General features: G+C 35.0%; 10 protein-coding genes. All 10 read left to right on the top strand.

Going from position 1 to position 16,982, the window contains the following annotated elements; genetic code table 11:
- Positions 1 to 101: 101 nt before the first annotated feature.
- The 10 genes from AAYQ19_RS13935 to AAYQ19_RS13890 all read left to right on the top strand — a co-directional run bounded on the left by AAYQ19_RS13935 (position 102) and on the right by AAYQ19_RS13890 (position 16,823).
- Complete coding sequence (locus tag AAYQ19_RS13935; protein ID WP_343537037.1) at positions 102 to 968, top strand: AraC family transcriptional regulator; 867 nt, start codon at positions 102 to 104, stop codon at positions 966 to 968.
- A 360-nt stretch (positions 969 to 1,328) separates the two neighbouring features.
- On the top strand, positions 1,329 to 1,676 hold the full coding sequence (locus AAYQ19_RS13930) for an L-rhamnose mutarotase (RefSeq protein ID WP_343537036.1): 348 nt from the start codon (positions 1,329 to 1,331) through the stop codon (positions 1,674 to 1,676).
- On the top strand, positions 1,663 to 2,490 hold the full coding sequence (locus AAYQ19_RS13925) for an amidohydrolase family protein (protein WP_343537035.1): 828 nt from the start codon (positions 1,663 to 1,665) through the stop codon (positions 2,488 to 2,490). Before AAYQ19_RS13930 ends, AAYQ19_RS13925 begins: the two co-directional genes overlap by 14 nt.
- A 73-nt stretch (positions 2,491 to 2,563) precedes the next feature.
- Positions 2,564 to 3,343, top strand: coding sequence for an L-fucose dehydrogenase (locus AAYQ19_RS13920; protein ID WP_343537034.1), 780 nt, complete (start codon positions 2,564 to 2,566; stop codon positions 3,341 to 3,343).
- A 24-nt stretch (positions 3,344 to 3,367) separates the two neighbouring features.
- Positions 3,368 to 5,905: a beta-galactosidase GalB gene (galB, locus tag AAYQ19_RS13915; RefSeq protein ID WP_343537033.1), complete on the top strand. Its 2,538-nt coding sequence runs from the start codon at positions 3,368 to 3,370 to the stop codon at positions 5,903 to 5,905.
- A gap of 21 nt (positions 5,906 to 5,926) precedes the next feature.
- Positions 5,927 to 7,264 carry an alpha-L-fucosidase gene (locus AAYQ19_RS13910; RefSeq protein WP_343537032.1) on the top strand — a complete coding sequence of 446 codons (1,338 nt, stop codon included), beginning with the start codon at positions 5,927 to 5,929 and terminating at the stop codon, positions 7,262 to 7,264.
- A gap of 117 nt (positions 7,265 to 7,381) precedes the next feature.
- Positions 7,382 to 10,051, top strand: a complete 2,670-nt coding sequence (locus tag AAYQ19_RS13905) for a glycoside hydrolase family 3 protein (RefSeq protein WP_343537031.1) — start codon at positions 7,382 to 7,384, stop codon at positions 10,049 to 10,051.
- Positions 10,052 to 10,608: 557 nt separating this feature from the next.
- Entirely contained in the window at positions 10,609 to 11,622 is a 1,014-nt protein-coding gene (locus AAYQ19_RS13900; RefSeq protein ID WP_343537030.1) for a LacI family DNA-binding transcriptional regulator, read from the top strand.
- 274 nt (positions 11,623 to 11,896) lie between these two features.
- Entirely contained in the window at positions 11,897 to 15,226 is a 3,330-nt protein-coding gene (locus AAYQ19_RS13895; RefSeq protein WP_343537029.1) for a SusC/RagA family TonB-linked outer membrane protein, read from the top strand.
- A 31-nt stretch (positions 15,227 to 15,257) separates the two neighbouring features.
- A complete protein-coding gene (locus AAYQ19_RS13890; RefSeq protein WP_343537028.1) occupies positions 15,258 to 16,823 on the top strand; it encodes a SusD/RagB family nutrient-binding outer membrane lipoprotein in 1,566 nt (521 codons plus the stop codon).
- Positions 16,824 to 16,982 lie beyond the last annotated feature (159 nt).

Below are 16,982 nucleotides of genomic sequence, written 5' to 3'. Positions count from 1 at the left end.
ATTTTTGTTTTTAGGGTAAATTAAAATTATATCTAAATCAATTTAATAATTAATTCAATTTTATCATTATTTAATTATTAATTATCATTATTATTCGGAAAATGAAAATCGTTAAAACTACTATCGCTTCCTATACAAATACATCGTTATCTGTATTCTCTCGTGAAGAGTCGTTTTTTCAATCGCCTTTTCATTCCCATCCAGAATTTGAATTGGTTTACATATTAGAAAGTCATGGCAAAAGAATCATCGGAAATTCGGTAGAATCTTTTCAGCCTGGCGATATGGTTTTTCTTGGAGATGACATTCCACACGTTTGGCTGAACGATGAGATTTTTTATAAAGGAATAAATAGCCTTAAAGCAAAAGCCATTGTAATTTACTTTAGCCGAGATCTTTTTGGAAACTCTTTTTATGAATTGCCCGAAGCGCAAGAAGTTAAAAAGTTTTTCGCCCAAGCTATAAAGGGGGTTTCAATTACAGGAGAAACCAATACTTTGATCGCAAAAAAAATGAACAAACTGCTCAAAAAGAAAGGTTTTGAAGTAGTTATGGGACTTATGGAAATTTTATCGCTCTTGTCGCGAAGTAAAGATTTAAGATACATTAATGATAATTCATATGTTCCAGTTACTGAAGACAATAAAAGTGATCGTCTTGCCGAAGTTTTTAAATATGTAAAATCAAATTATAAGGAGGAGATTTCGCTGGATGAAATTTCGAAAATAGCAAACTTGACACCAACTTCTTTCTGCAGAATGTTCAAGGCCAAAACCAAAAAACCTTTTGTAGAATACTTAAATGAAATCAGAGTTTCAAATGCCTGCAAATATTTAATTGAAACCGATTTGGGTATTTCTGAAATTGCCTACGAATGCGGTTACAAAACGGCCTCAAACTTCAATAAACTTTTTAAAAAGTTAATAGGTACCACTCCAAAAGAGTACCGGAAAAATGCTTTGGTATAAGCCGTAGCTTTTCATTGTAATATTTTTAAAAAATCGGTATTAGATTTTGCTCAAAATTAAAATCTGCATTTTAAGGATTTTCTTTTATAATGTGCTATTTTTTTTTATCTCATAATTTATGTCAAAAAAATAGGTTAAAAATCTGTCTTTTGGCTGGATTTATTAAAAAGATAATAAATGCTTAATTAATGATAATTTTGAGCTAAAATAAAAGATTGTAATGCAATAATTTTATTTTTTTAAGATTACACTAAAACTCTGTTCTAAAATATAAAACGATTTAGTTAATAACTTTATACAGAATAAAGAAACGATAATCCGTAATTTTAGGTTTCAACCTTAAAAAAATAATAAAGTACTATGGTAACTCAGAAATATTGTCTTGCATTAGATTTAATTGAAGATCCGACTTTAATAGCGGAGTATAAAAAGTATCATGAAAAAATCTGGCCAGAAATAACAGAAAGTATTACCAATTCAGGAATTGAGAATCTTGATATTTATTGTGTTGGAAACAGAATGTTTATGATTATTGAAGCTAATGAGACTTTTACTTTTGAAAGAAAAGGAGAAATGGATGCCAATAATCCTGTTGTGCAAAAATGGGAAGAATTAATGTGGAAATACCAAAAAGCTTTGCCATGGGCGAAAGAAGGCGAAAAATGGATGATGATGGAAAAAATATTTGACCTGCATGAAAATCGATAGCCACCAACATTTTTGGAAATACGATCCTGTAAAGGATGCTTGGATTACAGACGAAATGAAAGTAATCAAGCGCGATTTTTTGCCTGCTGATTTGGAGCCCATTTTATTCGAAAATCAGTTTGGTGGTTGTGTTGCAGTTCAGGCTGACCAAAGTGAAGAAGAAACACTTTTTCTGTTGGATTTGGCAAAAGACAATCCTTTTATAAAAGGCGTTGTGGGCTGGATAGATTTATGTGCTAATAACATTGGAGAGCGTTTGGAATATTCCGCCAAATTTGAAAAATTAAAAGGTTTCAGGCATATTATTCAAGCGGAAGCAGATATTGATTTTATGTTGCAACCAAAATTTCAAAATGGAATTTCACAATTAGCAAAACATAATTTCACCTATGATATTTTGATTTTTCCAAAACATTTGGAAAACGCAGCAAAGCTTGTGGCGAATTTTCCAGAGCAAAAATTTGTTATTGATCATTTGGCAAAACCAGATTTTAAAAATAAAGAATTCACAGATTGGGAAAACGGAATTCGAGCAATCGCAAAATTTCCAAATGTGATGTGCAAAGTATCAGGCTTGGTGACCGAAGCCGATTGGAATAATTGGACAAAAGCTGATTTTACGCATTGTTTAGATGTCGTTACTGAGGTTTTTGGACTTGAGCGTTTGATGTTTGGCAGTGATTGGCCTGTGAGTTTGCTCGCAGCTTCTTATGCCGAATCATGTGAAATTGTAGAAGATTATTTTTCGAAATTTTCAAAAATAGATCAGGATAAATTTTGGAGCAAAAACGCGATCCATTTTTATCATTTATAAAAAAAACCGACCGTGATTGTGGGTTTAAATGTATTCGCAATCAAAAAACTATCTAACTAAAATAGCATACAAAATGAATCTTAACCTTACTGATAAAATAATTATTGTAACCGGCGGAGCCAAAGGAATTGGACTTGGAATCTGTAAAGTTTTGGCAGGTGAAGGTGCAATTCCGGTAATTATTGGAAGAGATAATAATGATAATCAAAAAGCAATTAAAGAAATAGAAGCTGATGGAGGAAAGGCTTTATCAGTTGTTGCTGAACTTACAAATCCTGAAGCTTGTAAAAAAGCAGTTGAAGAAGTTATTGCTTTATCGGGAAGAATTGACGGATTGGTTAATAATGCCGGAGTAAATGATGGCGTTGGTTTGGAAAGCGGTGATTACGAAAAATTCATGGCTTCGCTTCATAAAAATTTGGTGCACTATTATTTAATGGCACAACATGCTTTGCCTGAGCTGAAAAAAACAAAAGGAGCGATCGTTAATATCGGTTCAAAAACTGCTGATACTGGACAAGGAAATACATCAGCATACGCGGCTTCAAATGGTGGGCGCAATGCGTTAACCCGCGAATGGGCTGTTGAATTGCTAAAATATGGAATCCGTGTAAATGCCGTGATTGTGGCAGAATGTTATACGCCATTGTATGAAACATGGATCAATACACTTGAAAATCCAGAGCAGAAATTAAAAGAAATTACAGCTAAAATTCCTTTTGAAAATAGAATGACAACTGCTGAAGAAATTGCTAATATGACTGTTTTTCTTTTGTCTGATAGGTCAAGCCATACTACAGGGCAACTGATTCATGTTGATGGAGGATACACACATCTAGACCGTTCACTATAATTAATCAAAAAATAGGAGCAAAAGATGTTTTCAATACGTAATAATTTCGCTTTAATTCTCTGTTTAACAATTGGTTTTTATGGCTTTTCTCAGCAAAAAGCAATTAAAAGAATGGGCTCGGTTGATACCGAATCATTTGATGATAATTGGTCTTTTTCGAGATTCGGACTTCAGGCTGACGGATTAATTAAAGAAGAACCTAAGAATTTAGAAGCCGTTTCCACTAATGAAGCCAATTGGGAAAAATTGAATTTGCCTCATGATTGGGCTATAAAAGGACCTTTCAGAATTGAGCTTAGAGGAGAAACAGGAAAATTGCCTTGGAAAGGAATTGGCTGGTATCGCAAACATTTTACTGTTCCGGCTTCAGATGCTGGAAAACAGATTTTTGTTGATTTTGATGGCGCAATGGCAAATGCCAAAATTTACCTGAATGGGAATTATGTTGGGACTTGGCCGTATGGTTACAATTCGTTCCGCATGAATTTGACACCATTTTTGAAATTTGGAGAAGAAAATGTTTTAGCTGTTCGTCTGGACACTGAAAATTGGGATTCTCGCTGGTACCCGGGCGCCGGTATTTATCGTCATGTTTGGTTGGTAAAAACAAATCCGGTGCATGTTGGACATTGGGGAACTTATATTACAACACCCAATATTACTAAAGAAGAAGCGGCTGTAAAAGTCTTAGTGAAAGTTGATAATGCAACAAATAAAACAGTTAAAGCAGTTGTTACTACCGATTTGTATGAGCTGGGTATTAACAATGTGCCTACAGTAAAAGCAGGTTCGTTAATTGTTTCAACTTTAGAAATTAAACCAAATTCAACTGAAGAAGCAGAAACGCATTCGATTTTGATTAATCCAAAATTATGGGATTTGAAAACGCCAAATCGTTATGTTGCACAAACTAAAGTAAGCGTTGACGGAAAGGTTGTAGATACTTATAATACACCTTTTGGTATTCGTACGATCGAGTTCACACCACGAAACGGATTTCTTTTAAATGGAAAAAGAGTTGAAATTTTTGGTACTTGCAATCATCATGATTTGGGAGCTTTGGGTGCGGCAATTAATACTTCGGCATTAAAAAGACAATTGGTGATGCTAAAAGAAATGGGCTGTAATTCGTTACGTACTTCTCACAATCCTCCCGCTCCAGAATTATTGGAACTGGCAGATAAAATGGGATTCTTGGTTTGGGATGAAGCTTTTGATGCTTGGAAAATCGGAAAAAAGAAATTGGATTATAACACCATTTTTGATGAATGGCATGAAAAGGATTTAATGGCTTTGGTTCATAGAGACAGAAATAATCCTTCGGTATTTATTTGGTCAATCGGAAATGAAGTTCCAGATCAGCAAAATGTTGCATTGACCAAACATTTGGCCGATATTATGCGTAGAGAAGATCCAACGCGTCCGGTTTCAAACGGATACAACGATCCTGATGGCGGAAGAAGTTCTGGTGCTGTTGTAGCATTGGATATCATGGGAGTGAATTACTTTTTTGATCAGCAACCAAAATGGGATGTAGATCCGAGATATGAGAAAAAACCAACCATTGGAAGTGAAACCGCTTCGACGGTAAGTTCTCGTGGCGAATATTTCTTTGATGATAAATACAACAAAACCACTTGGCAGATTTCGTCTTATGATGATGCTTTTCCGGGCTGGGGTTGTTCGCCTGATACCCAATTTAGAACCAATGCAAAATATCCGCATTTATTAGGTGAATATGTTTGGACAGGTTTTGATTATTTGGGAGAGCCGACACCGTATAATTCAGATGAAACCAATTTGCTGAATTTTAGAACGGATCCGTCAAAACAAAAAGAACTAGAGGCGAAATTGGCTGAATTGCAAAAAAGCAATCCGCCATCAAGAAGCAGTTATTTCGGAATTATTGATTTGGCTGGTTTCCCAAAAGATAGATATTACAGTTACAAATCGCATTGGAGACCTGATGTTCCTACAGCGCATATTTTGCCACACTGGAATTGGAGTGAACGAGTTGGGAAAGTAGTGCCTGTTCACGTTTATACGTCGGGGGATGAAGGTGAATTATTCCTAAACGGAAAAAGCCTTGGAAGAAAGAAAATGACAAAAGGAAAAGATTTCCGTTTAACGTGGGACGATGTAATTTATACGCCTGGTGAATTGAAAGTAGTTTGCTATAAAAATGGCAAAACTTGGGCGACAGATATTGTAAAAACTACTGGAAGTGCAGCAAAACTAAAAATGACTGCTGATAGAAATACCGTAATTGCGGATGATGTTGATTTGGTTTTCGTAACAGTTGATGTTACAGATAGTAATGGTTTAGTTGTTCCTCGCAGCAATCCGTTAGTTAAGTTTTCAATAGAAGGAGCAGGTGAAATTGTAGCAACTGACAATGGAGATGCAACGAGTTTTGTACCTTTTCAAAGTACAGAAAGACCTGCTTATAATGGAAAAGTTCTTGTAATTGTCAAAGCCAAAAAAGGACAAAAAGGACAATTTACGGTAAAAGCAAAAAGTGAAGGTTTGCAAACTGCCGCAACAACAATCTTGATAAAATAATAACTACATAAAAACAAAAAAATGACCAAAAAGATAATCTTAGCGATTTTGGTAATTGGAACTACGATCGCAGGCTATTCGCAGAATAAAATTGCACCACAAGATATTGCTGAAAAAATGAAATGGTTTGAAGATGCTAAATTAGGAATCTTCATTCACGCCGGAATTTATTCAGTTGCCGATGTTTCAGAATCGTGGAGTTTTCACAATGGGAAAATTTCTGTTGAAGATTATATGAAACAGCAAAAAGGATATACATTAAGCAATTATGATCCTGCAGCTTGGGCAGAAATGATCAAAAATTCTGGAGCAAGATATGCTGTCATTACTACAAAACATCATGATGGTGTTGCAATGTATGATACGAAATTGGGGAAATTGAGTTCAGTAAAAACGTGTGCTGCCAAAAAAGATATGATTAAGCCATTTTTTGAAGAATTGCGCAAAAGAGATGTAAAATGCGGGGCGTATTTTTCATTAATCGATTGGACGCATAATGATTATCCGGGCTTTTTGAAAGACAAAGCACGTTACGATATTAAAAAAGAACCAGCGCGTTGGGAGCGTTTCCAAAAATTCTACCAAGGTCAAATCAAAGAAATTTCAGATTGGTACAATCCAGATTTATGGTGGTTTGACGGAGATTGGGAGCATAGTGCAGAAGAATGGCAAGCTGAAAAAACACGTAAAATGATGTTGGACAGAAATCCGAACACAATTATCAACGGACGTTTGCAAGGTTATGGCGATTATGACACGCCCGAACAAAATTTCCCAGTAGTTCGTCCGGCATTTAAATGGTGGGAATTATGTATGACGATGAATGAAAACTGGGGGTATCGTGTAAGTGATACGAATTGGAAAACGCCATACGAAATCGTAACGATTTTTGTAGATGCAGTTTCAAACGGTGGAAATTTGTTGCTTGACATTGGACCAAAACCTGATGGTACTTATCCTGAAACAGTGGTGACAACGCTAAAAGAATTAGGTGACTGGAACAGAAGAAACGGCGAAGGTATTTTTGGGACGGTTCCGGGAATTCCGCAAGGACATTTTTATGGACCAACGACACTTTCTAAAGATTCAAAAACGCTTTACTTATTTGTTCACGGAAAAACTTCAGGCCAATTGATGCTGAAAGGGCTTGATAATAAAATTCAGGATATTACGGTTTTAGGCTCAAATGTAAAACTAATGCATAAAGTAGTTGGAAAAATTTCATGGAGCGCCGTTCCGGGATTGGTTTACATTGATTTACCAGAAACTGCAATCGACAAATATGTGACTTGTATCAAAGTTACGTTAGATGCGCCAATAAAATTATATAGAGGTCACGGAGGATTCCTGACAAATTAATAAGTATGAAGTGTCATCTCCAAAAAGGAGATGGCATTTTTTTATCCAATCTCTGAATTGATTTCATATAAAAATCAATAAAACTAATGCCTGTTGAGGCATTTCAATAAATTAATAATGAACAAAAAAATATTTTTTCTAAGTCTATTTCTGGGATTCCAAGCCTTATTTTCTCAAAATACACCAAAATATAAAAATTCAAAATTGCCTGTTGAAGAACGCGTTCAGGATTTGTTGTCCAGAATGACAACGGAGGAAAAATTTTGGCAAATGTTCATGATTCCTGGTGATTTGTCTGATGGAGAAGCGAATTATAAAAATGGAATTTTTGGTTTCCAAGTCAGTGCAAAAGGAAGTTCAGATGCAAGTAATCAGATTTTAGATTATAGCGCGGCAAGTAATGCAAAAGAAACCGTCAAATTAATTAATAAAATACAGAAATATTTTGTTGAGAAAACACGCCTCGGCATTCCGATTATTGCTTTTGATGAAGCTTTGCACGGTTTGGTTAGAGATGGTGCTACAGCTTTTCCACAATCTATTTCATTGGCGGCAACTTTTGATCCAGGATTGGTAAAAAGAGTTTCAACAGCTATTGCATTGGAATCAAAAAGTCGTGGCATACGCCAGATTTTATCGCCAGTTGTTAACTTGGCTTCAGATGTTCGTTGGGGAAGAGTAGAAGAGACTTACGGAGAAGACCCTTTTCTTTCTTCAAAAATGGGTGTAGCTTATGTTTCGTCATTTGAAGAAAGAGGCGTTATCACAACTCCGAAACATTTTCTTGCCAATAGCGGCGACGGAGGTCGTGACAGTTACCCGATTGATTACAGCGAGCGTTATTTGGAAGAATATCAATTGCCACCTTTCCGTGCGTGTTTTACTGAAGGAGGAAGCCGAAGCGTAATGACTTCGTACAATACAATTAATGGAAGTCCGTGTACAGCTAATGATTGGTTATTGAATAAAAAATTAAAAGGAGAAATGAATTTTAAAGGATTCATTATTTCTGATGCAAATGCTGTTGGAGGCGGAAATGTATTGCATTATACGGCAAAAGATTATGCTGGATCTGGAGCAAATGCCATCAATAACGGATTGGATGTGATTTTTCAAACGGCTTACGATCATTACAAATTATTCCAGCCACCTTTCCTTGATGGAAGAATTGATATGAAAAATATTGACGAAGCTGTGGCTCGAGTTTTAAGATTAAAATTTGAATTGGGATTATTCGAAAATCCGTATGCTGATGAAAAAGAAACCAATAAATGGAATGGAAATCCAGCGCACAAATTGTTGTCAAGAGAAGCTGCTGAAAAAGGAATGGTTTTGTTGAAAAATGAAAACAATGTTTTGCCTCTTAAAAAGTCAATCAAATCAATTGCCTTAATTGGGAATGATATTACTGAAGCACGTTTGGGTGGTTACAGTGGGCCGGGCAATGGCAAAGTAAATATGCTTGACGGAATAAAGGCAAAACTTGGAGCATCTGCTCAGATAAATTTTGCAGAAGGAGTGGCGAGAAGAAGTAAAGAATATGTTTCGGTTCCGTCTATCCAATTGTCTAGTATTGAAAATGGCAAAATCAAAAATGGTTTGACGGGTGAATATTTCAATAATGTGCAATTAAACGGAAGTCCGGTTTTGACACGATTAGATCAAGCAATTAATTTTGATTGGACGCTTTATTCTCCAGATCAAGAAAAAATAAATTACGATTTCTATTCTGCTAAATGGATCGGGAAAATAAAATCTCCGATAACTGGAACATACAAAATTGGTTTTGAAGGGAATGATGGTTTTCGTTTATATCTAAACGGGAAACTAATTATCGACAATTGGAAAAGTCAGACCTATTCAACGAAACTAGTTGATTTCAATTTTGAAAAAGACAAAGAATACGACATTAAAATTGAATTTTTTGAATCACAAGGTTATGCGAAATTTAAATTAGTTTGGAATGTTGGCGTAAACAATGATTGGCAAAATAAAATAGATGAAGCCGTAGCTGCTGCCAAAAAATCAGATGTTGCTGTAATTGCAGCCGGAATCGAGGAAGGAGAATTTAATGACAGAGCGTATTTAGGATTGCTCGGACATCAAGAAGAATTGATAAATGCTGTGGCAGCGACTGGAAAACCGGTCGTAGTTGTTTTGGTTGGAGGAAGTGCGATAACAATGGACAAATGGATTAACAATGTGCCATCAATCCTAGATGTTTGGTATCCCGGTGAAGATGGTGGTCATGCTGTTGCCAATATTTTGTTTGGAGATCGAAATCCCGCAGGGCGCTTGCCAATTACGTTTCCTGTTTTTGAGGGACAATTGCCATTGGTTTACAATCACAAACCAACAGGCCGATCAGACGATTATACCAATTTAAACGGTGCGCCATTATTCCCTTTTGGTTTCGGATTAAGCTACTCAACATTTGAATACAGCAATCTTCGTTTTGACAAAAAACAAATTGGAAAATCAGAAACAACAAAAGTGTATTGCACGATAAAAAACACAAGCCAAGTTGACGGTGATGAGGTTGTTCAGTTATATGTGCATGATGTTTTAGCATCTTTGGCTCAGCCAATAAAACAGTTGAAAGGTTTTCAGAGAATTTCGCTTAAAGCAGGAGAATCAAAAGAAGTTTCATTTGAAATCAATAAAGAAGCATTGAAAATGTTGAATGGCGAAATGAATTGGGTTGTAGAACCAGGTGATTTTAGGATTATGATTGGAGCTTCTTCAAGAGATATTCGCTTGAGAGAAATAATTACGGTTATAGAGTAGTAAAATCAACTCAAAAAAGGACAAATTTCAGCTTTGAAGACAAAAGAAACCGAATGAATTTGTGAGTTTTAGCGCTCAACAAAAATCAAATGAAATAAAAAGCTTACAACTTTGAAAATCAAACAAAAAGAAAGCAAGATTGCTGAAAATGTGATTTTCTCTTTTTAATAAAAAAAGAAAAAACAAAAATGCAATTGTTTATAAAGTGAAAAACATAATGAATAAGTAAAGCAATTGTTATATGAATATTAGTTAACATATATTTATGTTAAAAATGTCGCATTTTTCGTGATTTTAAAGCATCGTTTTTTGCAATATTGATTTTTATTGAATTTTTGAACGATTTTCAGCTTTTGTGAGAAAAATAACACTGTGATTTGTGTTAGGTACTGTTTTATTATCAGTAGGTTAGCTGTAAAATTTGATTTTAGGTTTTTTAAATGTTAAAAAAAATAAATTAGCATAAAAAAAATACTAAAACGTTTTTGTAAATCGTTTTATTAAATATATATTTGTTTAAACATATTAACTAAAGTTTAAGATAAGCTTAACGTTTCATGAAAAAAAACATCACCATTAAAGATATCGCCAAAGCGGCAAATGTTTCAGTTACAACTGTTTCATTTGTTTTGAACAACAAAGGCGAAAAAATGGGGATAAGCAAAGAAGTGATTAAGAAGGTTCTTAAAATTAGTGAAGAAATGAAATTTAAACTCAATATGATCGCCAGCAGTTTGAGAACTGGCAAAACAAGATCGATTGGGCTTATTGTGGAAGATATATCAAATCACTTTTTTTCTGACTTGGCGAAAGTGATTGAAAGAGAAGCGATAGATTCGAATTACAGAGTGTTTTATTGCAGTACTGGAGGAAGTGATGAACGTGCAGTAGAGTTGGTAGATAGTTTGTTGCAGGCAAACGTAGATGGTTTTATCATAACGCCTACCGAAAAGATGAAAAGTACGATTGACAGATTATTAGAACTTCAATGTCCGGTTGTATTGGTCGATCGTTATTTTGAAGGACAAGAAGTAAGCCATGTAGTGCTTGATAATTTTGAAGGGGCGGAAAAAGCCACGCAATTTCTTTTAGGAAAAGGATTTAAAAAAATTGCCTTTGTTACCAATTACTCACAGCTGATTCAAATGGATCTGAGGAAACAAGGTTACGTTCATGCATTGAAAGAAGTCGGTTTGTACGATGAGTCAAGAATTCTCGATATGGATTATCAAATAACAGAAGATAAGCGAATAGAAAGAATCTCTGAATTTTTAAGTGCCAATACGGATATCGATGCAATATTATTTGGAGCAAATTATTTGCTGTTGGCCGGATTACAGTCTTTAAGGCGACTCGGATTAAAAATTCCGGTAGATAAGGCAGTGATTAGTTTTGATGATCATGACAGTTTCAGGCTTAATTCTCCATCAATTACGGTTCTAGCACAACCAATTGAAGAAATGGGAAAAAAAACAGTAAAACTTCTAATGCAACAAATGACAGATGGAAGTGATTACAAGATTATAAAAGAAAAGAAAAAAGGGAATTTAACTATAAGAGAATCGGTATAGCACAATGTTCCTTTTTTTAAAAACCAATTGCTAAAACGTTATAGTTGGCAAATAAAAATAATAACTCAGAAAACTCAAACAAATTATTAAACAAAAAACACGCGTATGATATAAAAAGAAAAAATAGAGATGTGACAAACAAGAAACTTAGCTATTGCCAGGTTGAGAAAATGGCAATATGAAAATTAAAGGTTTTAGTATCCAATGTTTTTTTAAATAATCAGAACCTTTTAATTTAAAAATAAATTTAAACCAAACCAAACTAATATTAATTATGAGAAAACTGTTATACAAATCATTGTTAGTTTTTCTAATGATGTTGTGTTACCAAGGAGTAAATGCACAAAACAAGACAATCTCCGGTGTAATTACAGATAATACAAATTTGCCTGTTCCTTATGCAAATGTGAAAGAGAAAGGGACAAAGCAAGAGACAATTACTGATGAAAATGGAGGATTTAAAATTTCAGTAAAAGAAGGAGCTACACTTGTTATAAGTGCTGTAGGATTTAAAACAGTAGAATTAAGAGCTACTGATGGAATGGATGTTAGATTATCTACTGCTACTAATGAGCTTGATGGTATTACGGTTACTGCTTTGGGGCAAACTAAAAAGAATAAAGCTATTGGATATGCTACAAGTATAATCAAAGCAGATGCGATTACAAAAACGGCATCACCAACAATTGCGAACTCTTTATATGGTAAAGCGCCAGGTGTACGTGTTACATCTGCTCCAGGTGGAAATGGTCCAATCAATATCCAGATTCGTGGATTAAATAGTGTTTCTGGTAAAAATCAACCGCTTATCGTTATGGATGGTATTCCAATTCGTGATGGTGATGTTAACAATGGTGATTATTGGAATCAACCACGTATGAAAAGCAATGGTTTAGCAGATATTAACCCTGAAGATATTGAGAACATTTCGATTCTTAAAGGAGCTTCTGCGGCTGCATTATACGGTTCTGAAGCTGTGAATGGAGTTGTTTTGATTACTACAAAATCTGGTAAAGGGAAAAAAGGTTTAGGTATTGATTTCAGTACAAGTTACTCAGGAAATCAAATTGCTTACTTGCCAAGATTCCAATATGAAAGAGGTCCAGGATGGACAAATGCGAACTATTCTTCAGGATTTAATGCACCAGATGGTTTCGCACATTATGATACTAATGGTGATGGTGTTGCTGATATGAGAGGAGTTTCAGCAAGTAGTAACAACTTCGGTCCTTGGTTTGATGGAAAACCAATTATGTCTTGGGATGGTGTGGTTCGTCCATACTCTGCACAAAAAGATGGCTACAAAAACATGTTCCAAAATGCGTGGGATGCTACAACAAACATCGCACTTACAAATACTACTGATAATAGTAATATTCGTTTTTCTTATACACATATTGAATCAGACGGTTTATCTATGGGTAACAGTAATAAGAAAAACAACTTAAGCTTAAATGCATCTTTTAAAACAGGTCAACATTTAAAAACAGATGTTATTGTAAACTATATGAACCAAAATGTTCATAATCGTAGTTATGCTATGGACCGTTTGATTAATAACTTTACAGGTATGCTTAGCCCATTCGACAATGGAGATTGGTACAGAGCTAAATATCAAACAAGTTTAGGTTATAAATATGTTCAAGGTTTATCTGGTCAGAGCTTAACTCCAAGCGAAAACATTATCTATAATGGTTTTAAAGCTGATATTGGAGATTATTTTTGGAATACAAATGCTAAGCAACAAGATGAGATTACAAACCGTTTGATTGCTAGTGTTACAGAAACGCTTACGTTTGGTGATTTTACATTACGTGGTCGTGTTTCATCAGATTTATCTTCTGTGAACATTGAATCTAAAGATCCTGTAGAAGTTCCTTTGATCTATCAATTCGGAGGTGACAGATCTGGTGCTTTCGGAATGGAATCTCAAGATTACAACATCCTTTACGGAGAGGTTTTGTTGACTTACAACAAAAAACTTAATGACGATTTTACTGTAGGAGCACAAGTTGGTTTCAACGGTTCTCAAGAAACAGGTAAATTCTTAACTCGTTCTACAAATGGTGGTTTGAGTGTTGAAGGATGGTACGATATGAACGCATCTATCAATATTGCAAACAGTACTTCTAGAAGATATGAAATTTTGAAAGATGCTGCATTTGGAACAATCAACGGTAGCTATAAAAATTACTTATTCTTAGAAGGTACAATCAGAAGAGACCGTACTTCTACAATGAATCCAAACAACAACTCATTTACATATCCTTCTGTTAACTCAAGTTTCGTATTGTCTGAAGCAGTTAAATTACCAGAAGTAATTAGTTATGCAAAATTACGTGCTTCTTGGGGTATTGTGGGTAGTTATCCAGAATCTTACTTAGCAAACGTTGCATTCAACCAAACTTCATTAGGAACTCAAGGAACTACAACTCCTGTGTTGATTACAACATCTAATGCATCATATGGTAATGAAGGAATTAAGCCTGAAATGAAAAACGAGTACGAACTTGGTTTTGAAACTAAATTCTTCGACAGAAGACTTGGTTTAGATTTCTCATACTATAATGCAAAAATTAAAGACCAAATTCTTCCTTTGACATTAGCGCCTACTACAGGAGCGAAATCTATCTTGGCTAACGTTGGAGAATTGGCTAACCACGGTATTGAAATTGGATTGACAGGTTCACCTTTTAGAACAGAAAGTTTTTCTTGGGATGTAACATTCAACTGGGCTAAAAACGTAAACAAATTAGTATCATTATCTGATGGTTCAAAAGAATTTTTACACCAAGATTATGATGGATCAGCTGCTCAATTAAAATCTGTTGTTGGTGAGCCAATGGGAGGTATTTATGCACACCCTATCAAAACAGATGCTAGCGGTAACAAAATGGTTGATTCTGATGGTTTCTACATGATCGATGGTGATAAATGGGAGAAATACGGAACAGCAATGCCAAAAGGTGTTGGAGGTTTGATCAACACATTTACTTACAAAAATTTCACATTAGATGTAAATATTGATTACTCTTATGGAGGATATTTAATGCCAACTGGTGTTAACTGGATGACTTCAAGAGGTTTGACAGAAGAGAGTTTGAACTTCAGCACGAATGAGCGTGGTGGTTTAACTTACTACATGGATAACGGTAAAGGAGTTCAGGTTCCTAACAGCGCAACTGCAGGACCAGCTGGTCAGCAATTGTTCCGTGATGGTATGTTGATGGACGGTATAGCACCTGATGGTACAAAAAATACAAATGTTATCTCTCAGGCAGGTTACTACAATATGACTTACAACTGGGGTGGACCACAATACAGCAGCTCTCGTTATGAATTGTATATTCAAAAGAATGACTATGTTAAATTGAGAGAATTATCATTAGCTTATAATGTTCCGTCTGCTTTCGCAGCAAAAATTGGAGCTACTAGATTAACGGCTTCTTTATTCGGACGTAACTTGTTTTTTATCTATAGAACAATTAAGGATATGGATCCTGAAGCAACTGTTGCAGGAACAAGATGGGCTCAAAACGTGAACAATGCAGGATTATCTCCAGCAACAAGAAGTTACGGAGTATCGTTAAGAGCATCATTCTAATTTGATAAATTCTAATTTAAAAAAATACAACATGAGAAAATTATTATATATATCATTAGCGTCAGCAGGACTTTTTCTAGGTTCTTGTTCGCAGGATGATTTCGCAGATGCATATAGAGATCCATCAAAGATTGAAGTAACAACTGTGCCTAAACAGTTTGCAGGATTCTTAAAAGTTAATTTTGAAGATGTAATTCCATCATACTGGAACTATTTTACAGTTCTTAGATCAACTTCTCTTTCGTACACTCAAGCACATGGTTTTAGTAACACAACAGGGCGTTATATTCCAGGAGCTGCTACTGTTTACAGATGGGATAGATATTACAATTTTATTACGCAATATAGAGAGTTAGAAAAAGCTTTTGCTGCTTTGCCAACGGCTGAGCAAACAGATAGTAGAATTTATACTATTGCTTCTACAATCTATTTGTACGATCATACACAAAAAATGATCGATAACTATGGTGATATTCCGTTCTCTGAAGCTGGTAAAATCAGTATGACAGGTGGAGACTATACTAAAGCTGCTGCGAAGTATGACAGCCAAACTGAGATCTACACAAAAATGTTAGATGATTTGAAAGGTTTTTCTACTGAATTGAGCACAATTACACTATCTACTAAAGTGGGTGTAGAGTTCAAAAATCAGGATTTGATCAACAAAGGCGACTTGGTAATGTGGAGAAACTATTGTAACTCATTACGTTTAAGAATACTAAACAGAGTTTCAGGAGTTTCATCTTTAGCTGCAAGAGCAAATACTGAAATCGCAGCTATTATTGCTGAGGCAAAAATTGTTGATGAAAATGCAGAAAATATTGCATTCAAAGTATATACTCAAGATACTGATTTAGATACTGCTGGTTTCATCGATGCTTTGGAATCATCAAATAACAATCTTGCTCCAAAAGCAATGATTGACCACATGAATGCTAATCTTGATCCTCGTGAGCCATGGTTATTTGAAAAAGGAGCAAATGCAACAACTTATGTAGGACTTGATCCATCATTGACTTCAGGAGCGCAAGATCAGTTAATTACTGACGGTAAAATCGGAATCTACAACAGATCTGTAATCAGTAGAAACAAATGGTTGCCTGGTACATTAATCAATGCTGCTGAAATTAACTTGCTTCTTGCAGAGTATTATTCAAGAAGTGGAAATGCTACTACAGCTAAAACTCATTTCGAAAAAGCAATCAGACAATCTATCGAGTACTATGTAAGATTAGGAGATAAAGCTGACGTTCTAACTTGGAAACCAACTTCAGAACCAACAGCTGCTGAAATTGATGCCTATATTCTTAAAATAAACTTCGCAGGAGCTACTACAGCGGCGGCACAGTTGCAGTTAATTGCTTTCCAAAAGTACATTCACTTCAACATCATGCAAGCTGACGAAGCTTGGGCTGAACAAAGAAGATTGAAACTTCCAGCATTAACTTTCATGGAAGACGAAACAAGTTCTGTTAGAAAAACACCTCCAACTCGTTGGACATATCCAACTTCTGAGAGTGTTTATAACACTGCAAATTACAATACCGTAAAAGCAAATGATAATTTAAGTACCAAAATTTTCTGGGACGTAAAATAATTTCATTTTTAATGTTTGGTTAGTATTTGTTAAACCCCAGATTCAGGAAACCCTGAGTCTGGGGTTTTTTGTTTGTGAAAACCCAATTCCAGTAATGTGACGGTTGCTGAAACTAAAACCAAACTAATATTAAACGAGTGAGAAAGGCTCGTTACATAT

Source organism: Flavobacterium mesophilum (assembly GCF_039581405.1).
In the GTDB taxonomy this organism is placed as follows: domain Bacteria; phylum Bacteroidota; class Bacteroidia; order Flavobacteriales; family Flavobacteriaceae; genus Flavobacterium.
The sequence above is the reverse complement of the archived record's forward strand: the minus strand, read 5'-3'. Positions and strand labels throughout refer to the sequence as shown.